The organism is Cyanobacteria bacterium FACHB-DQ100, from assembly GCA_014695195.1.
Taxonomy (GTDB): domain Bacteria; phylum Cyanobacteriota; class Cyanobacteriia; order Leptolyngbyales; family Leptolyngbyaceae; genus Leptolyngbya.
Genome location: JACJNW010000019.1, coordinates 181,615 through 200,207 on the forward strand (window position 1 = coordinate 181,615; position 18,593 = coordinate 200,207).

Below are 18,593 nucleotides of genomic sequence, written 5' to 3' on the forward strand. Positions count from 1 at the left end.
TTATAATGGTGATCTTTGATTAAACACGCGCATTCATATGGCTAACCTATACACGGTTGAAATTCGGCATCAAGGGCAGACTCACATCATCGAAGTTCCCGAAGACCGCACTATTCTGGACGTTGCTAACAACGAGAAAGGCTTAGAGCTGCCAGTATCTTGTACAGCAGGGGTCTGTACAACCTGTGCCGCATTGATTACAGAAGGAACTGTCGATCAAAGTGAGGGAATGGGTGTCAGTCCTGATCTGCAAACTCAAGGTTATACGCTGCTTTGCGTCGCTTATCCTCGATCGAACATCAAGCTTGAAACCGAAAAAGAAGAAACCGTTTATCAAAAACAATTCGGACAGCAAGGATGATTACGGATTTCATTACGATCGAACTAACCCTTCCGGGTTCTGTTGGCGAACTGCATCACTCGATCGAGCAGCAGTTACGCGCTTTCGGAGAGCCGTTACGTTGGGCAATTACGCGAGTGAATTCGCAAACCGTTGAAATTGAAGCAGTCGTCACTCGTGAATAAGCCGTACACTGTCGGATTGATTGTTCCAACCGGAATCGGAGCCGCGATCGGCGGGTATGCAGGCGATGCGTTGCCTGTTGCTCGTGCGATCGCTGAAGTTGCTGATCGCTTGATCACGCACCCCAATGTCCTGAATGGGGCACAGCTTTACTGGAATCTGCCGAATGCTCTCTATGTTGAAGGCTATGGTTTAGATCAGTTTGCAGTGGGGCACTGGGGCTTATTGCCGCAAGCCTCGAACCGAATTGGATTGATTCTCGATCGGGCGATCGAACCTGATCTACAACTCAGACATCTACAGGTTGCAGATGCGGCTAGAGCGACGTTGGGACTCAATTTAACAGACTATGTTGTGACGGATCAGCCGTTGAATGTAGAGCTGAGAACAGCGAAATCGGGGGCAACTTGGGGAACGATCGGACATCCCGATAGCTTGCTCAGAGCGGCTGAAAAATTGATTGATCAAGCAGGAGCGACTGCGATCGCGGTTGTAGCTCGATTTCCTGATGATCCGAGCAGTGAGGCTTTGCAGGATTATAGATACGGTCAAGGCGTGGATCATTTAGCTGGAGCAGAGGCGGTAATCAGTCATTTGATTGTTCGTACCTTCCGAGTGCCTTGCGCTCATGCACCTGCGTTGTCTCCATTGCCGATTGATCCGAACTTATCACCGCGATCGGCTGCTGAAGAACTCGGTTATACCTTTCTGCCTTGTGTGTTAGTTGGACTGAGCCGCGCCCCCCAGTTTACGGAATTTCCGAATGCTCATGCGATTTGGGCGGATCAGATGAATGCGCTGGTAATTCCGGCATCAGCGGCAGGAGGCAGTGCAATCTTAAGTTTGAGCCAGTCTAAAACGCGAATTATTGCAGTTGAGGACAATCAAACAAAATTACAGGTTCGACCGGAAGCATTGGGAATTCGATCGATGATCGTAAAGTCTTATCTCGAAGTGATCGGGGTGCTAATCTGCGATCGCGCGGGGATCAATCCTGCTGCTTTGAGTCCAGAAATTTCTTCACTTCGCCCTTTAGATCGATCGCAATTTTTGGGGGTGGAACGCCCTAGTATCCTTTCTGAGTCTTGAGTTATATTCAAGGCTCAGTTAGAAATAAGCGCGGTAAGACTCCAGTGGCAGAACAAATCCCTGATACACCCGAAATGCAGCCGCTCACCCGCATCCAAGTTCTGATTGCGATGGGTGTGACTGCTGTTGTTTTATTAGTTGTCTCTAAAGTTTGGTTGCACTTCAGCGCAGTGCCGCTGCTTGCGGTGCGATTTTCGGTGCAATCGCTACTACAAGGGATTGGATTGGGAATTGGGATTTCGGTTGCGAGTGCGATCGTCTACCGCATCTGGGCGGAATACCGTAGAAGTGCAAATGAATATCTGACGCTGGTGATAAAGCCGCTGCTACTTCCGGACATCCTCTGGCTGGGACTGCTCCCTGGATTAAGCGAAGAATTATTATTTCGGGGTGTGATGCTGCCGGAGATTGGGCTGGATTTTGTAGGCGTTCTGCTCTCTAGTCTTTGCTTTGGAGTGCTGCACATGAGCAATTTGAAGCAATGGTCGTATGTGGTCTGGGCATCGATCGTCGGGATTGCGCTGGGAATGAGTGCGGTTTGGACAGGGAATTTATTGGTGCCGATCGTGGCGCACATTCTAACGAATCTGATTTCTGGAGCGTTTTGGAAGTTGAGCGATCGGGCTTCAAAAATATGATCATCAAAAAAGCCCAGTTCCATTGAAGAACTGGGCTTTTTAATTTGGTGGCGGGGCATGGATTTGAACCATGGACCTTCGGGTTATGAGCCCGACGAGCTACCAGACTGCTCTACCCCGCGTCGAATTCCCAACTCGTCTAGTATAACCATAACTCCCCGAAAGTTGCAATACCTAATTTAAAGCGAGAAGATAGAGAAGTTCTGTTCGAGCCAATTTTAGAGAGTCTAGTCATGGCAACTTGGCGCTGCGTCAAATATTGTGGAGCTTGCTGCAATCTCGATCCGAGCGATCGACCCGATTTAGAAGACTACCTCAACCCCGAAGAACTCTACCTTTATCTCAGCATGGTCGGCGAAGATGGCTGGTGCGTCAATTTCGACAAGATTACCCGCGAATGCAGCATTTATGAAGATCGCCCCCGCTTCTGTCGCGTTACGCCGGAGACGTTCGAGGAAATGTTTGGGGTTGAGCCAGAAGAAGTGAACGATTTCGCGATCGACTGCTGCCGTGAACAAATTGAAGGCGTTTATGGCGATCGCAGTCTAGAGCTGCTGAAATTCGAGCGAGAGATCGGTCTCTAGCAAAAATTTGCAAATCCGAGTATAGTGACAGATAATGAAAAGAAAATGAAAACAGCTTCATGTCTTCCAACCTACCCGTTACAGAAACCAGAGAACTGCTGATTCTCGAACAGACTCAACCCGCGAAAGCAAAGTCTTCCTTTCTTAGCGTGTTTGGCTCGACGTTTATCACCATTTTTCTTGCAGAACTCGGAGACAAAACACAGCTTGCAACGCTACTGATGAGCGCCCAATCTCACGCTCCCTGGGTCGTGTTTGCGGGAGCGGCTTCTGCGCTGGTTGCAACCAGCTTGGTCGGGGTTCTTGTCGGGCGCTGGCTGTGTCAGAATATCTCTCCGAAAACCTTAGAGAAGGCAACAGGCGGAATTCTGCTTTTGGTCGCGGCGCTGTTGGTTCTAGATGTAGTGAGGATGTAGACAATGGACTGGCAACTGATTGGAATTAGTTTTGTCACTGTGTTTCTCGCGGAGCTAGGCGATAAGAGTCAACTTGCAGCGATCGCGCTCAGCAGTAATTGTAATAATTCCGCAAAAGCAATCTTCTTTGGAACTGTGACAGCGCTGATTCTTGCGAGTTTGATTGGGGTCGTGCTGGGTGAAGGCACAGCACACTTATTACCCACGAAGTGGACAAAGATTATTGCTGCGATCGGCTTTGTGATTCTAGCGGTTCGATTGTTATGGTTTAGCGGCACCGAAGAAGAAGCCGCAAAATAACAAGGAAAAAGCCTCCAGCATTGGAGGCTTTTTTTAATGGAGTTCACCGCATCCAAACTTGTTAAAATTCGCGCTTCAGCAGCCAGCTGCCTGCAAGCAACTTAGACGCTTCCAGCACCCAATAGGCGACATGAAGCTGATTCATTCCTGCTGGAATGTGAGTGGGTTCAAACCAGTTCAGGTTTAATCCGAGCGAACTCATTTGCGGGGATAGAAAATAAGTGCAAGCGATCGTAATTGCAAATAAAGCACCTGCCAGCACCGTTGAAATGGGTGCATTCTCGGATTGTTGCCGGACTAATACCGCCGTCAAAACAAAGGCAGCACACAGCAACTCTAAACGATTAAATATCCAAAAAATTCCATACCCAGCCGTTGCAAAGTCAGCTTGCGACATCATTCCAGCCGCAAAAAGGCTTGGCATGATCACAAAATCAAGCAATATGCTACTGCTGATCCAGAATGATAAAGCGAGCACTAAACTTTTGTGCCAACTAATAGACTTGAAATCGGCCCTTGAAACGATCGCCATCGCCTAAACCTATGCTTGAAATGTTCTAAATTCAGACTAACAAATCCCCCTGTAAGCAGTTGGCATGGATAGAAAACTTAGCAAATGATTCGATTTAACAATAAAGGGTCTAGCTCATAAAAACTAGACCCTTTATTCAAATGAAAGTAATGTGAATCGAGGTGGACTAAAATCCTGCAACATCCAAACTGAAGAGATACAAATTCCTCCTTGATATCTAACAGTACGAACTTAATCAGCAACGTATCGAAATCATTGAGACATTCAGTTGCAGGTGCTTTGAGGCGGGAGACACAGTTCTCAAAGCGGTGGTGTGGAGATTGAGGAGATATCTCTCTGTGTCTACGTTTAAATTAGCATTCCTAACCGAGCGTGGAGCACCCTTTTAATAGTTAAAGACCGAAGTTAATACAAGTTAATCTTGTCTTAAACTGGGTACAAATTCGGCTCTAAGTTCGATCGACTACACTAGAATTATTAGCCTGAAAATTCTTTTATGAAAAGCCACCTTGCTCGTCACTTTGTTGTCCCGCTGGGAATTTTCTTAGGTTCGATGGTCTCCAGCGTGGCGCTTCCGACCCAAGCTGTTCAAGTTCGCGGCACCAGCTATTTCACGTCTCCGCCTCGATTGGTTGGCGCTTCCACCACTCAGAATTATGTTTATGCGTGGAGCGTGACGTATTATTTTACGCTGGATGTCCCAGAGAATGCGGGAGAACCTTTGCAAAGAGTGACGATCGCCCAAAATGAGGGTGTGGATCGGGTTCGTTTTAATCTCAAAGACACCGAAGCCTTCGAGGGCGATCGCAACTCAAACCGCAAAATCGGCTTAGGAGAAGTCACTCAGGATGACAAAACCAGAGCGATCACGGTGAATTTCAATCCGCCTGTTGCACCCGGAAAACGAGTGACGATCGCGCTTGAGCCGTACCAAAATCCAGCTTATGGGGGCGTTTACCTGTTTGGAGTGACTGCCTTTCCGCAAGGGGAACCTGCTTACGGTCAGTTTCTTGGCTTTGGGCGGATTTCGATCTACGAGAGCCATCATTCGCTATTCCGCTTTAGCCCCTTCTTCCGGCACTAGCCAAAGGTTGCACTGTTCCAGCCCCACATATAACCTTTTGCATCTGCAAACTCGATGTAGATGCGATCGACAGGGACATTCAAGGACTGCTGAATTTGCTGACAAAAATCCTGGCTCATTGATTTCGTTTGATCTGGGGTCATTGAGCCAACGCTTTTGATTTCGATGTAGCAGGTTGGATCAGTTGTGCCGCCAAAGGTCATGGGTACGCCGGACTCAAATGCTGTCATTACATACGATTCTGGCTTGCGGGTGTGGTTTGCGAGGGCGGCAGACAGATGTTTGAGTAGGTCAGTGACTTGGCTCGAATCGGGATTCGCGATCGAGGTTTGAACTTTGATTAATGGCATTGTTAAGGGTCTCGCACTCAATGAGAGCATTGTAATGCCCGTGCCACTTGTGGAACAGGAACAGTCCCTCAAAAAGTGAAGGTATCACTCGTCATACTGAAGATAAGCGGTGTTCAGAGTCTCTAGGAGTGAATATGATGCAAGCTTCTCTACGGTGGTCAATTTTTCCGACTGCGATCGCAGCCGTTTTAGCAATATCCGGTATGGCTGCGGGTCAAATGGTGTCAGTTTCACCGAATACGCAGCCGATTACGCTCAATGGAACATCCGGTGGCACAAAGAAAGATTCTAGCTGTGCCGGATTTACTTCCGATCAGCCAAATCACACCGTCCAGGTTACGGCGGATAGTAATTTGAGGTTTACCCTGCAAGGAAGTGGTCAACCGACTTTATTAATTACTGGAGCGCAAGGACAGGCGTTTTGTGTTCAAGCCGATCGCTTATCGAATGGCAAGGTCGAAATACCGGGACGCTGGACTAGAGGAACTTACTCGGTATTCGTGGGCGATCGCGCACAAAGTCAGAATCCTTACACTTTATCGATCGCTCCACAATAGCGATCGATTAGCGGGTGATGTTAGAGCATTTGAAAAGCCAGACGTGAAACTTCACCTCTGGCTTTTTGATTAAGGCAAATCAGTTTCGCCCATGAGATAGCGATCGCATTCTCGTGCGGCTCCTCGACCTTCGTTAAATGCCCAGACGACTAGGCTTTGTCCGCGTCGGCAATCTCCCGCAGCAAACACACCCGGAATGGTAGTTGTGTATTTGCCGTATTCGGATTTGATGTTGCTGCGACTATCGCGATCGAGTCCCATTGCATCGAGTAACGGTTGCTCAGGGCCTAAGAATCCCATTGCGAGTAGAACGAGTTGCGCGGGAATGATCTTTTCAGTTCCTGGAATGTGCTTCGGAATGAATTGTCCTTGCTCGTTGCGCTCCCACTCTACCTCAACGGTATGAATGGCTTTGACGTTGCCGCTTTCATCGCCTTCAAATCGGGTTGCGGTTCTTAGATAAGCACGCGGATCAGAGCCGAATTTTGCAGCAGCTTCTTCTTGTCCGTAGTCCATTTTGTAGACTTTGGGATATTCGGGCCAAGGATTGTTGGCAGCGCGTTCTTCGGGTGGCTTTGGCAGAATTTCTAGCTGTACCACGCTATTACAACCATGCCGAATTGAAGTCCCGACACAATCGGTTCCGGTATCACCGCCGCCAATGATCACCACGTCTTTTCCTTGGGCGGAAAGTGCTGGATCAGCTTGGTCTAAGACCGCTTGAGTGTTTGCGGTGAGAAAGTCCATTGCAAAGTGAACACCTCCCAGTTGACGACCTTCGATCGACAAGTCACGCGGCTTAGTCGCTCCGGTACACAATACGACCGCATCAAAGTTTTTCAACAGATCCTCAGTCGTTACATCCTTACCGATTTCTGTATTGCAGACAAATTTCACGCCCTCGGCTTCGAGCACGTTCAATCGCCGCATCACGACGTTTTCTTTGTCGAGCTTCATGTTAGGAATGCCGTACATCAGCAATCCACCCGGACGATCGGCCCGTTCAAACACGGTGACCCAGTGCCCTGCTTTGTTCAATTGAGCCGCAGCAGACAATCCGGCAGGGCCGGAACCGACGATCGCGATCTTTTTCCCGGTGCGCTTTTGTGGCGGCTCAGGAGTGATCCAGCCTTCATTCCAGCCTTTTTCAGCGATCGAGTATTCAATGTTCTTAATCGTCACAGGCGGATTGTGAATGCCTAACACACAAGCACCCTCACAAGGAGCAGGACACACTCGCCCCGTGAATTCAGGGAAATTGTTGGTTTTGTGTAAGCGATCGAGCGCTTCTTTCCACAGTCCGCGATAGATCAGATCATTCCATTCAGGAATCAGATTGTTGATCGGGCAACCGCTTGCCATGCCGCTGATTACGGTTCCGGTATGACAGAACGGAATGCCGCAATCCATACAGCGTGCGCCCTGAGTGCGAAGATTCTCTTCGGGCATCGGCAAATGAAACTCATCCCAGTTGCGGGTGCGATCGATCGGGGAAAGTTCCGAGGGCAGTTCACGCAGAAATTCGATAAATCCAGTTGGTTTTCCCATAATTCAAGAATGATTGTGTTTCATAATTCGGTAGAGACGCGATTAATCGCGTCTCTACGATGTCAATTCAAAATCGCGTTTGTCCGATCGGGCGATGCGATCCTCCGTATCCAATGCGGCTCAATCAGCCCCCGCCAACCCGCGCTACATCCCGCGCATTTTCTTCAAACACAGCCGTCAGTGCATCATCGCCGCTCAGCCCCGATTGTTCCGCCCGTTTCAGCGCCTGTAGAACCCGCTTATAGTCCCTCGGCATCACCTTCACAAAGCGCGATCGTACTTCCTCCCATTGCTCTAACAGTTCTTTGGCTTTGTGGCTATGAGTTAGCGTTGCGTGATTTTGAATCATTTGACGCACGATAGCAATGTCTTCTGGATCGTCAAATGCTTCTATTGCAACCATTTGAGTGTTACACCGAGTTGCAAAATCGCCCGCTTCATCATAGATGTAAGCAGTTCCGCCACTCATTCCGGCTGCAAAGTTGCGTCCAGTTTTTCCAAGCACGACCACTGTACCGCCTGTCATATATTCGCAGCCATGATCACCGACCCCTTCAACGACTGTCTTGACCCCAGAGTTGCGAACACAGAACCGTTCACCTGCAATGCCGCTAATGTAAGCTTCCCCTTGGGTTGCACCATAGAAGGCAACATTCCCCACAATGATGTTTTCTGAGGCATTGAAGCTTGATTCGATCGGCGGATAAACAACAATCTTTCCACCGCTCAATCCTTTACCTACATAATCGTTAGCATCTCCTTCGAGTTCTAGCGTCACGCCTTTCGGTACGAATGCCCCAAAGCTTTGTCCCGCACTTCCTTTGAAGTGGAGATGCACTGTATCTTCAGGAAGTCCGTTCCAGTGCCGTTTGGTGATTTCGTTACCGAGGATTGTTCCTACCACACGATTGATGTTCTGAATCGGCAAGGTTGCTTTAACGGGTGTACCCTGTTCGATCGCATCTTTGCACAGATCCAACAGCACCGTCATATCGAGCGATTTTTCTAAACCGTGATCTTGAGAAATCTGACAGTACAATCCCACCGCCGGATCAACATTCGGCTGATAGAGAATCTTCGAGAAGTCTAAGCCTTTTGCTTTCCAATGGTCGATCGCTTGTTTCGGTTCTAAAACATCAGTGCGTCCCACCATTTCGTTCAGCGTGCGGAATCCAAGTTGTGCCATCAGTTCCCGCACTTCTTGAGCAATAAACCTCATGAAGTTTTCGGTGTACTGGGGATCGCCTGTGAAGCTCTCGCGCAGATGTGGATCTTGAGTTGCAATCCCAACTGGACAAGTGTTCAGGTGACAAACGCGCATCATAATACAGCCGAGTGTGACCAGTGGTGCGGTTGCAAATCCGAACTCTTCTGCGCCGAGTAATGCAGCCATCACTACATCGCGTCCGGTTTTCATCTGTCCATCAGTTTCAACTACGATGCGCGATCGTAGATTGTTCAAGACTAATGTTTGATGCGTTTCAGCTAACCCTAACTCCCAAGGTAAACCTGCGTGTTTGATCGAAGTTTGCGGTGATGCTCCCGTTCCGCCATCGTAGCCAGAGATTAACACCACATCGGCGTGGGCTTTCGCGACTCCCGCCGCAATCGTTCCAACTCCGACTTCTGAAACAAGTTTGACGCTGATTCGCGCTGCTCGGTTCGCATTCTTCAGGTCATGGATCAGTTCGGCGAGATCTTCGATCGAATAGATGTCATGGTGTGGAGGTGGCGAAATCAAACCGACCCCTGGGGTTGAATGTCGAACTTTCGCAATCCAGGGATAGACCTTGCGGCCCGGTAACTGTCCGCCTTCTCCGGGTTTCGCGCCTTGTGCCATCTTGATCTGGAGTTCTTTTGCCTGAGAGAGATACAAGCTTGTGACCCCAAAGCGACCCGATGCCACTTGTTTGATCGCACTGTTCTTAGAATCACCGCGATCGTTTGTCCAGGTATAACGATCGGGATCTTCGCCGCCTTCTCCAGTGTTGGACTTACCGCCGATGCGGTTCATGGCGATCGCCAAAGCTTCGTGCGCTTCTTTTGAAATCGATCCATAGCTCATGGCACCTGTTTTGAAGCGGCTCATAATCGCTTCGATCGGTTCAACTTCTTCAAGTGGAATCGATTGACGATCTTTGAACTGAAGCAGTCCGCGTAAAGTAAAGTGCTGCTGGTTCTGTTCATTCACTAAAGCTGCGTATTGTTTGAACAGATCATAGCTGCCTTCGCGGACGGCTTTTTGTAAGGTGTGAATCGTTTGGGGGCTGAATAGGTGGGCTTCCCCTTCCTTGCGCCATTGATATTCGCCACCGACATCGAGCGTGTGTCCGTTCGTTTGACGCTCCGGAAACGCATGATGATGACGCAACAATGCTTCTTTGGTGATTACTTCTAAATCAGCTCCTTCTACACGAGAAGCAGTCCAAGTGAAATATCGATCGATCACCGAATGATTTAAGCCGATCGCTTCAAAGATTTGTGCGCCTCGATAGCTTTGAATCGTTGAAATCCCAATCTTAGACGCAACTTTGATCACGCCTTTGGTAATGGCTTTGATGTAGTTCTTACAAGCGGTTTTGTAGTCTACGCCGACCATTGAACCTTGAGCAATCATTGAACCGATCGTTTCAAATGCCAGATACGGATTGATTGCACCGCAGCCATAACCGATCAACATAGCAAAGTGATGAACTTCACGCGGTTCACCGGATTCAAGCACTAAGCCGACCTTTGTTCTTGTGCCTGCTCGGATCAAATGATGGTGCAATCCAGACACAGCGAGAAGTGCAGGAATCGGAGCTTGCTCAGCATTCACACTTCGATCGCTCAAAATCAAAATATTCACACCCGATTCAATCGCTTGGTCGGCTTGCTTGCACAGATCCACGATCGTTTGCTCTAACCCAGTCACACCAGATTTCGGATCAAACACGATCGGTAGCACGATCGATCTAAACCCTTGTTCATTGATGTGTTTAAGCTTTGCTAACTCTTCATTGCTGAGAATTGGCGTTTTTAGCTCGATCAAATGACAGCTTTTGGGTTCAGGCTTGAGTAAGTTGCGCTCTGATCCGATCGTCGTTTCTGCTGAGGTAATGATTTCTTCGCGAATTGAATCGATCGGCGGATTTGTCACCTGAGCAAACAACTGTTTGAAATAGTCATACAGCAGCTTCGGTCGATCCGAAAGCACGGCTAACGGCGTATCGGCTCCCATTGCTCCGGTTGCTTCTACACCATCTCGCGCCATTGGGGTCAGCAACAATCGCAACTCTTCAAACGTATAGCCAAAAGCGAGTTGACGCTGAATCACTGTGTTGGGATCAGTCTGTGGTAGTTCTAGTGCATCTTTGAAATCTGCCAGACTGACCATATGCTGATCTAACCATTCTTGGTACGGATGAGCAGTGCTAATCTCTTGCTTAATCTCTTCATCCGAAACAATCCGCCCTTGCTCCATATCCACCAAGAACATTCGTCCCGGCTCTAAGCGTCCTTTCTGGGCAATATTCTCTGGTGCAATAGGTAGAACACCTGCTTCCGATGCCATGATCACAAAATCATCTTTCGTGACATAGTAGCGCGACGGACGCAAACCATTGCGATCGAGTACCGCCCCCATCATCCGACCATCAGTAAACGCGATCGAGGCCGGCCCATCCCAGGGTTCCATCAAACAAGAATGATATTTGTAGAACGCTTTGCGCTCCGAATTCATCGATTCATGCGCTGTCCAGGGTTCTGGAATCATCATCATCACCGCATGAGGCAGCGATCGACCCGATAACATCAATAGTTCTAAAGCATTATCAAAAATCGTGGAATCACTGCCATCAATGTTAATAACAGGCTGAGCTTTTCTTAAATCGTCACCAAACAATTCGGATTCAAACAAGGCTTGTCGAGCATTCATCCAATTGATGTTGCCGCGCAAGGTGTTGATTTCGCCATTGTGAGCAATGTAGCGGTAAGGGTGCGATCGCTCCCAGCTTGGAAAAGTATTTGTACTAAAGCGGGAATGCACCAAGCCTAAAGCACTTTCGACATCCGGATCGCTCAAATCCGGATAATATTCACTGACCTGCAACGGCATTAACATGCCTTTGTAAACGATCGTTCGGCAAGAAATACTGGCAGGATACCAATAACTATCGATACCCGGAGTCCGGATTGCACTGTGCGATCGCTTACGAATCACATACAGCTTTCGTTCAAACGCTAGATCGTCCGTCAAATCAGCAGCACGCCCGATAAAGGCTTGCTGCATAAAGGGTTCGCTTGACTTTGCGGTTTCGCCCAGCGTCGAATTGTTCGTCGGTACATCGCGCCAACCTAGAACCGTTTGTCCTTCTTCTGCCACAGTCTGTTCAAACACCCGCCGACCTTGTTCACGCGCAGCACGATCGGGAGACGAATAAATCATTGCAACGCCGTACTGTCCGGCATCCGGCAGAACGATATTCAACTCCGCTGCAACTCTTTGAAAAAATCGATGCGGCACCTGCATTAGAATGCCTGCTCCGTCTCCCGTGTTCGTTTCCGCACCGCAAGCCCCTCGATGCTCCAAATTCGCCAAAATCGTCAGCGCTTGCCGCACGATCGCATGAGACGCTTTTCCCTTCATCTGCACAATAAACCCGACTCCGCAGGCATCATGCTCGAACTGCGGATCATACAAACCCTGCTTCGCTGGCAGTCCGTATCTAGTCATTATCATTACCCTATTCAGTGGCAGAGAGCGCGACGGCTAGAGTTCCGGTGAAGATATCTCTAGTTCTCTTGAAATTCTCTTACACACTTCCGAAATACCCCAAAGGTCTTAAGGAAATCGTCAGATCTGAAGAAGAGAATATTCAAGTCTCTTTCTTTATCGTGATGGAGTTTCGATCGTCTGTGTTTACTGTTAATTAAATTCAATATTTGATTCACGAAATTGGTGATTTTCAGCAGGTAAAAATATCATGAAACGCGGACAACTTTACGCCTTTGTTACAGGCATTTTTTTCTTAGCATTAGCACTTCTAGGATTCATTCCTCAGCTACAACATCCAATTAATGCTGTGGAAGTCCACAACGGAATTCAAATTCAACTCGGTTATCTTTTTGGTCTGTTCCCGACCAACCCTATTCTGAATACTGTATATGCGATCGTTGGTATTCTAGGTTTAGTTAGCTCGATGGGTTTGGGTGGTGCGCGATTTTATGGTCGTGGCTTGTTCGAGTTGTTTGCAATTCTGGCAATTCTCGGATCGCTAACTCCGACCAATACTTTCTTTGGCTTCATGCCTCTGTTTGGCAGCAATGCTGCTTTGTACGCAGCGGTATCGGCTATCTCGTTCTATTTTGGATTTATTGATTCGCCCGGACTGCTGGAAATTGCAGCGAAAGCGCCAGAAAATGCAGTTCAGCTTGATAACTCGGTTACTCACTAATAGTTAATCTATCATCGGTAAAATCGGGGCAATCTGAGTGATCTTCAGTGTTGTCCCGATTTTTTATGGTTTTGTGGCGGGGTTGATCGGGTAAAATAAATCTACGGTTATTCTATCGACTTTAAGTAAATTGGAGAAAAGAGATGCAGATCGCGACGAATGATGAGCGCACGACGGCGCAGCGAGTCCGCCTTCGCATTCCAAAGCACTACCACCAAGAGCCTGTGATTTCTCAGTTAGTCTCGCACTATGATTTAACGGTGAATATTGTTGCGGCAATTCTGGGCGCAAACGCAAATGGAGATGGCTGGTTTGATTTGGATCTCAAGGGCAGCCATGTGAATATTCAAGCGGCGCTGTCTTATCTCGATGAACTCGATTTAGAAGTGTGGCGCGGCGAAGAATCAGACGGCTGGTGAGTCGATCGATAAGCCGTAAACCCAAGCAGAATCGTTAAGGATTAGCGAATTGCGAATAATCGAATGCTAGGCGCGATCGTGCTGATCTCCAACGAGGATGTTTGAGCGGTCTTCCTCATTGCCACATCCCGCCCTGAAATAAACTTAGGGCGGGAACGCAAGGCAGCAAAGGAACTATCTATACTGTTCAGACATCCTCCAGGTCTTGCTGGAGCATCAATGCGATCGCGATCATTACCATAGAACCCTGCAGTGATCAGGCATGTGTTGCAAATTCCGATGCTATACTCAAAACACTTTTGTTTGTAAAGAATTGCAACGATGACAACAGCGCTAATTGTGGGAGCGAGTCAAGGAATCGGACTAGAATTTGCGCGACAGTTTCTCAATCGAGTTGATCGCGTTTACGCCACTTACCGCAGTCCAGAATGTGACCTCTTCAACCTTGAGCATCCCAACTTAGAGCGCTTATCGCTTGATCTCACTGATGAAACTCAGATCGAGAAAGCGATCGCCCATATCAAATCAGAAACACCTGAACTTCACTACGTAATCAACTGCGTCGGTGTTCTGCACGATGGCACGATGCAGCCTGAGAAAAGCTTGCGTCATCTCAATGCAGATCAATTACTTAAATACTTTCAAATCAATAGTATTGCTGCCGCAGTGTTAGCAAAGCACGTCCAGCCCTTGTTAAAACATCGCGATCGCGCAATTCTTGCGACCATTTCCGCTAAAGTCGGAAGCATCGAAGACAATCAAATCGGCGGTTGGTATGGATATCGCGCCTCGAAAGCTGCCTTAAATATGTTCATGCGAACCACTGCGATCGAATTCAAGCGCACCTGTCCCAACGCGATCGTCGTCACCTTGCATCCTGGAACAACGGATACCAGACTATCGAAACCCTTTCAGCGCAATGTTCCACCGGAAAAACTATTTTCAGTCGATCGAACTGTTCAACAACTGATAGCCGTTCTCGACGAGCTACAAGCTAGCGATAGCGGCGAATTCTTTTCCTGGGATGGCACAAAGCTACCCTTTTAGAAGCCTCCGGTTAGCTCTGCTGTGCCTAAAGGCAACGCGTTCAATGCCTGCCGCAACTCCAAAGCATTCTCCCAATACCCTTCTGCTCTACGCCCCGTCTGCACAATCAAGCGCAAACTGTAAGCATCGGGAAAACCCTCAGCCTCAAGCCAAATGCGATCGCTCTCCAATTCACAAGCAATCCGTTCTTCGTCCATCAGTTCTTGAGCAATCTGCTGCAAGGCTTCATGTAGTTGGTCGCTCAGACGACGAAAATCATTCCATTCATCTTCAGTGAGTTCGATCGCCCAATCATTTCCACCGACTAAGCCCTTAAACTCAGGAGCCGCAGCATCCCAACCCAACCGCCAACCGTTCCCAGTTTTAAGAATTCGACTCATTGCTGACGAGTAAACACATTCACCAACGCTTGAACCAGCGCGTCGCGCTGTTTGCGATTGAGCTTTTTGATAATGGCTCGATCGCTCTCAAACGGATTCTTACGCAAATTATCCGACCCCGGATACGATTCAGCCTGCATCGGATCATTGATGCCTAAATAATCTGCGAGTGTATATTTCCAGTCGAGCCGAAAACTAACCGGACGACCCTTGATGAAGTAGTGATATCGAATCAAACGAGTGACCAGCGTATTGCTCGGATCGGCTTTGCCTGTCTCGCGATTGACATACTGATTTTCCAGCGCCAAATCGGGGACATCCTTGTACACTTGCTGCCACGCGTCCTGAATCCGAACCCGCCCGGGAGTCGGCGTGGTTTGGGCAACAATAGTCTGAGCAACAACCGGACTCGCCCAGACCAACAGCGCCACCACACTTGTCAGAATTAAAAATCGCTTCATCGCTTCACTCGCTAAAAAACTGGGGCTAAAGATCACTTCTCTCGCCCCAATAGATTATTCTCCAATAATTTCGGGCTGCGTCAGTTCATCTGACATCTCAATAATCGCCCGCATCACTGGCTTCATCATCGGATCATCGCCACTGTCAAAGTCTTCAAAACGACGACGTTTTGCCCGATTGGCAACTTGAACCGTAATCCGATAGCGGTTAGAAGCAGCGCCAATCAAATCATCAGCGCGGCGCATCAGTTGAACCGTATCGAACGTAGGACGCTTGTGTAAAGAGCCAGATTTTGCCATTAGTTGTTCTCTCCCATAAAGACTGACAGAAAGCTCGATCGTGACAGATTTCCAAACCTTGTGTAAAGTTTTGAGAAAATCCGTCTACAGTGATAAAGTCCGAGTTAGCTCAGACTCTATTAATAACGCAGACCTGTCTCATTCGCACAGTTTCATGCAAATATTGGTTTCTCCTTCGGCTCATTCAACCGTTTCTCCTACAGCTTCGCTGCGAATTTTGGCGATCGGAGATAGCATCGTCTATGGATTTGGCGACCCAGTTGGAGGCGGTTGGGTCGAGCGACTCAGACGACGCTGGATGAGTCCCGGTGAGGCAAATCACGCGCTGTACAATCTGGGAGTGCGCGGCGATGGAGTGCGCCATGTGGCGCGACGGCTCGAAGATGAGTTTCGCCATCGGGGGGAGTTACGCAATCGGGTTCCAGACTTAATTATTCTGTCAGTCGGCGTGAATGATTCTCCCCGGTTAAGCAAGCCCGATGGTAAAAACGTGCTGCCGTTTGAAGTGTTCCAAACCGAGATTGCAGACTTGCTCGATCGCTCTCTGCGCCTCTGCCCGGTTCTCTTCGTTGGCATGATTCCGGTCGATGAAGCAAAAATGCCGTTCCTCGATTGTATGTACTACAATCACGCCGATCAAATGCGCTACAACGAAGCGATCCGATCGACCTGTGAAGCACGTCAAATTCCGCACCTGAATCTCTTGGAAATTTGGCGATCGCGGGGGTTAGACTGGTGCAAGCAGCAATTCACCGAAGACGGCTTACACCCTAATGTCAGCGGATATCAGGCATTATTAGAAGATATTTCCAATTGGGATGCGTTTCGGCAGTGGATTGAACCATGACAGTTTTAGTAGTAGCGACCGGGAATCCAGGTAAAGTCAAAGAAATTGAGCCTTACTTAGCAGGGCTGAATTGGGAATTGCACCTGAAGCCACCCGACTTAGAAATGGAAGAAACCGGAGCGACCTTCCGAGAAAACGCCGCTCAGAAAGCCACTCAAGTCGCGATCGCAACCGGACACTGGGCGATCGCAGATGATTCCGGTTTAGAAGTCGCTGCGCTTGATGGCAGACCTGGTATTTACTCAGCCCGATATGCCGACTCGGATCAAGCGCGAATCGGCAAGCTGTTAGGAGAATTAGAGGGAATTTCCGATCGACGAGCGCAGTTCGTCTGCGCGATCGCGCTTGCTAAACCCGATGGCACGATCGCGCTTCTAACTGAAGGAATTTGTCCGGGTGAAATTCTTACGGCTCCACGCGGCGAAGGTGGATTTGGCTATGACCCGATCTTCTACGTTCCTGAAAAGGGCATGACCTTTTCAGAAATGCCGCTAGAGATGAAGCAGGAAATTAGCCATCGTGGAAGAGCTTTTCAAGAGCTATTACCGCAGTTGAAGTCGTTAAGCTAACTACGGCAAGGTTTTTACCGTGAGAACTTGCGGCGGAGTTGCATCCGGCGGATAAAGGAAATCAAACTGCACTAAACGCCGTTCTTGCGGTTTCATCTGTAGCGTAATCAGCGGGTCGCCTTGCTGCCCTCGTTGTTGTACGAGGTGGACATATTGAGTTCGAGGTAAGCCGCGATCGTCGTTGTACAACAGTCGCACCGTTCCGCGAAAGTTCATTTGCGGTCCGGGAGGCTGCAAGAAGCGCAGTCCTTGGTTTGTGTCTTCGCGTTTTAGCGGGGTTTCAACCGTCACCACAACGGTTTGCGCTCGATCGGTGGTATTTTTCAAAGGCATCGTGAGGCTGTACTGAATCGCGTAGTTTCCATGCGCTTGATAAGCCGTGTCCGGGTAACGCCGAATCAGTTTTGCGCTCTGGTTTTGGTTTGTGCCCAATGTGCCGCGATTCAAAGTCGCTAAACCGTATGAAATCCCTTTGCCGGGTTCGGGTGTGCTGAGAAAATCTTGCCCTTGATCCAAAATCCGCCCGTTCCATTGAGATCCAACCCCAACGCCTGCCACTCGTCCATAGATTACATTTCCCGTGGTCTGCTCGATCGGGGTGGGTACTTTGTCGCGAGGCGTTGAAAGAGTTGCAGTATCCAGTAGCGTTTCCCATTCCGCTAAACTCGGTTCGCGTTCGGTTCCGTCCGGATTTTGCTTAGCAAACATTCCCAAGCTGGCAAGATAAACCGCTCCAGTGCTGCGGAGTCTCATCAACGTCGATCGACCGTTGAGCGGCGGTGTGAGCGGCTTAACCGGAATCGGCAGATTCAACAGCATCCGACTCTCTCCCGGCGGAATCACAACCTGAGCCGGAAAGATATCTTGCCTCAGTCCGCGTAACACTTCACCGACAGCCCGACTTCCAGGGCCTGAAAACGCCTTACCGTCATTATTGTCCACCGCAGTCGGAAGCTTGATAAACGGGGCATCTGGCTGACTGAGATGGCTTGCTGCTTGCAAAATGTCGATCGTCACAGGCTCTCTGCCCGGATTGTTCGCAATCACTCCCAGATAAAGCGTTCTCAAATCAGTCGGTGTCACAGGTTTCGCAATGTGATGCGCGAAAATGTCAAAGCGTCCCGAAAAGACTTGATCGAGGTGAGCCGCAGGAGCTTGCTTTCCAGTTGGTGGAAAAGTTGATAGCAAAATCCCTTCAGTTTGCACCACTTCAGGGCTGTTACTGTTAAACACCAGCACGGAATCGAGTTCACCGGGAAGAACGCGCATTTCTTGCGGCTGCACGATTGTTCGGGGAGACTGTGGAGAGGGTGAGGGAGTAGCTTGCGACACAATCAAACTAGAGAGAAGCGACAACATAAGCTAAAGATAAGCCAAAGCAAAATCGGGAGCGGTGACAATCATACCGAAAAAGCGCGATCTTCAACGCAACAGCCCGGTTTCATCCCCACCACCATAGAACTTTTGGTTTCTTCCCACGTCAAAATCTTTGAAGCGATGGTTTTGGGCTGAAT

22 protein-coding genes and 1 tRNA gene are annotated in these 18,593 nt (G+C 48.9%); 14 read left to right on the forward strand and 9 right to left on the reverse strand.

From position 1 onward, the window contains the following. Positions 1-37: 37 nt before the first annotated feature. The 4 genes from H6F51_05780 to H6F51_05795 are packed head-to-tail and all read left to right on the forward strand — an operon-like array spanning position 38 to position 2,250. Positions 38-361, forward strand: a complete 324-nt coding sequence (locus tag H6F51_05780) for a 2Fe-2S iron-sulfur cluster binding domain-containing protein (protein MBD1822007.1) — start codon at positions 38-40, stop codon at positions 359-361. Continuing rightward, entirely contained in the window at positions 358-525 is a 168-nt protein-coding gene (locus H6F51_05785) for a hypothetical protein (protein ID MBD1822008.1), read from the forward strand. Before H6F51_05780 ends, H6F51_05785 begins: the two co-directional genes overlap by 4 nt. Next, positions 518-1,612: a DUF3326 domain-containing protein gene (locus H6F51_05790; GenBank protein MBD1822009.1), complete on the forward strand. Its 1,095-nt coding sequence runs from the start codon at positions 518-520 to the stop codon at positions 1,610-1,612. Before H6F51_05785 ends, H6F51_05790 begins: the two co-directional genes overlap by 8 nt. 44 nt (positions 1,613-1,656) lie before the next feature. Beyond that, positions 1,657-2,250, forward strand: coding sequence for a CPBP family intramembrane metalloprotease (locus tag H6F51_05795; GenBank protein ID MBD1822010.1), 594 nt, complete (start codon positions 1,657-1,659; stop codon positions 2,248-2,250). Between the two features lie 45 nt (positions 2,251-2,295). On the opposite strand, the gene H6F51_05800 is transcribed toward H6F51_05795, so the two are convergent. Further along, positions 2,296-2,372: transfer RNA gene (locus tag H6F51_05800), tRNA-Met, on the reverse strand. A gap of 111 nt (positions 2,373-2,483) precedes the next feature. On the opposite strand from H6F51_05800, the gene H6F51_05805 reads away from it, so the two are divergent. The 3 genes from H6F51_05805 to H6F51_05815 are packed head-to-tail and all read left to right on the forward strand — an operon-like array spanning position 2,484 to position 3,550. Further along, positions 2,484-2,834 (forward strand): YkgJ family cysteine cluster protein, encoded by a 351-nt coding sequence (locus H6F51_05805; GenBank protein ID MBD1822011.1) that lies wholly within the window; start codon positions 2,484-2,486, stop codon positions 2,832-2,834. 59 nt (positions 2,835-2,893) lie between these two features. Further along, positions 2,894-3,250, forward strand: coding sequence for a TMEM165/GDT1 family protein (locus H6F51_05810; GenBank protein MBD1822012.1), 357 nt, complete (start codon positions 2,894-2,896; stop codon positions 3,248-3,250). Positions 3,251-3,253: 3 nt separating this feature from the next. Continuing rightward, positions 3,254-3,550: a TMEM165/GDT1 family protein gene (locus H6F51_05815; GenBank protein ID MBD1822013.1), complete on the forward strand. Its 297-nt coding sequence runs from the start codon at positions 3,254-3,256 to the stop codon at positions 3,548-3,550. A 61-nt stretch (positions 3,551-3,611) separates the two neighbouring features. Here H6F51_05815 and H6F51_05820 read toward each other — a convergent pair whose 3' ends face one another. Then, positions 3,612-4,082 (reverse strand): DUF4149 domain-containing protein, encoded by a 471-nt coding sequence (locus H6F51_05820; GenBank protein MBD1822014.1) that lies wholly within the window; start codon positions 4,080-4,082, stop codon positions 3,612-3,614. A gap of 553 nt (positions 4,083-4,635) precedes the next feature. Here H6F51_05820 and H6F51_05825 point away from each other — a divergent pair. Continuing rightward, on the forward strand, positions 4,636-5,166 hold the full coding sequence (locus tag H6F51_05825; GenBank protein ID MBD1822015.1) for a DUF2808 domain-containing protein: 531 nt from the start codon (positions 4,636-4,638) through the stop codon (positions 5,164-5,166). On the opposite strand, the gene H6F51_05830 is transcribed toward H6F51_05825, so the two are convergent. Further along, positions 5,163-5,516, reverse strand: coding sequence for a hypothetical protein (locus H6F51_05830; protein MBD1822016.1), 354 nt, complete (start codon positions 5,514-5,516; stop codon positions 5,163-5,165). The two genes, H6F51_05825 and H6F51_05830, sit on opposite strands and share 4 nt — an antisense overlap. A 137-nt stretch (positions 5,517-5,653) precedes the next feature. Between H6F51_05830 and H6F51_05835 the strand changes: the two genes are divergently transcribed. After that, the gene (locus H6F51_05835; protein ID MBD1822017.1) at positions 5,654-6,073 is read left to right on the forward strand and encodes a hypothetical protein; all 420 of its coding nucleotides are present in this window, start codon (positions 5,654-5,656) and stop codon (positions 6,071-6,073) included. A 69-nt stretch (positions 6,074-6,142) separates the two neighbouring features. Here H6F51_05835 and gltD read toward each other — a convergent pair whose 3' ends face one another. Continuing rightward, complete coding sequence (gltD, locus tag H6F51_05840) at positions 6,143-7,621, reverse strand: glutamate synthase small subunit (GenBank protein MBD1822018.1); 1,479 nt, start codon at positions 7,619-7,621, stop codon at positions 6,143-6,145. Between the two features lie 124 nt (positions 7,622-7,745). Beyond that, positions 7,746-12,335 carry a glutamate synthase large subunit gene (gltB, locus tag H6F51_05845; protein ID MBD1822019.1) on the reverse strand — a complete coding sequence of 1,530 codons (4,590 nt, stop codon included), beginning with the start codon at positions 12,333-12,335 and terminating at the stop codon, positions 7,746-7,748. A gap of 250 nt (positions 12,336-12,585) precedes the next feature. On the opposite strand from gltB, the gene H6F51_05850 reads away from it, so the two are divergent. The 3 genes from H6F51_05850 to H6F51_05860 all read left to right on the forward strand — a co-directional run bounded on the left by H6F51_05850 (position 12,586) and on the right by H6F51_05860 (position 14,522). Continuing rightward, a complete protein-coding gene (locus H6F51_05850) occupies positions 12,586-13,056 on the forward strand; it encodes a DUF4383 domain-containing protein (GenBank protein ID MBD1822020.1) in 471 nt (156 codons plus the stop codon). 143 nt (positions 13,057-13,199) lie between these two features. Beyond that, positions 13,200-13,475 (forward strand): NIL domain-containing protein, encoded by a 276-nt coding sequence (locus tag H6F51_05855; GenBank protein ID MBD1822021.1) that lies wholly within the window; start codon positions 13,200-13,202, stop codon positions 13,473-13,475. A gap of 321 nt (positions 13,476-13,796) precedes the next feature. Continuing rightward, a complete protein-coding gene (locus H6F51_05860) occupies positions 13,797-14,522 on the forward strand; it encodes an SDR family NAD(P)-dependent oxidoreductase (GenBank protein ID MBD1822022.1) in 726 nt (241 codons plus the stop codon). Here H6F51_05860 and H6F51_05865 read toward each other — a convergent pair. From H6F51_05865 to H6F51_05875, 3 genes are read right to left on the reverse strand one after another with little or no spacing between them, the layout of a single operon-like run. Beyond that, positions 14,519-14,902, reverse strand: a complete 384-nt coding sequence (locus H6F51_05865; GenBank protein ID MBD1822023.1) for a DUF1818 family protein — start codon at positions 14,900-14,902, stop codon at positions 14,519-14,521. The two genes, H6F51_05860 and H6F51_05865, sit on opposite strands and share 4 nt — an antisense overlap. Then, entirely contained in the window at positions 14,899-15,363 is a 465-nt protein-coding gene (locus tag H6F51_05870; GenBank protein ID MBD1822024.1) for a hypothetical protein, read from the reverse strand. Before H6F51_05870 ends, H6F51_05865 begins: the two co-directional genes overlap by 4 nt. Positions 15,364-15,417: 54 nt before the next feature. Beyond that, entirely contained in the window at positions 15,418-15,663 is a 246-nt protein-coding gene (locus H6F51_05875) for a DNA-directed RNA polymerase subunit omega (GenBank protein MBD1822025.1), read from the reverse strand. A 154-nt stretch (positions 15,664-15,817) separates the two neighbouring features. Between H6F51_05875 and H6F51_05880 the strand changes: the two genes are divergently transcribed. Both H6F51_05880 and rdgB read left to right on the forward strand, forming a co-directional pair. Continuing rightward, complete coding sequence (locus H6F51_05880; protein ID MBD1822026.1) at positions 15,818-16,510, forward strand: G-D-S-L family lipolytic protein; 693 nt, start codon at positions 15,818-15,820, stop codon at positions 16,508-16,510. Beyond that, the gene (gene rdgB, locus H6F51_05885) at positions 16,507-17,079 is read left to right on the forward strand and encodes an RdgB/HAM1 family non-canonical purine NTP pyrophosphatase (GenBank protein MBD1822027.1); all 573 of its coding nucleotides are present in this window, start codon (positions 16,507-16,509) and stop codon (positions 17,077-17,079) included. Before H6F51_05880 ends, rdgB begins: the two co-directional genes overlap by 4 nt. On the opposite strand, the gene H6F51_05890 is transcribed toward rdgB, so the two are convergent. After that, the gene (locus H6F51_05890) at positions 17,080-18,438 is read right to left on the reverse strand and encodes a DUF3370 domain-containing protein (GenBank protein MBD1822028.1); all 1,359 of its coding nucleotides are present in this window, start codon (positions 18,436-18,438) and stop codon (positions 17,080-17,082) included. Positions 18,439-18,593 lie beyond the last annotated feature (155 nt).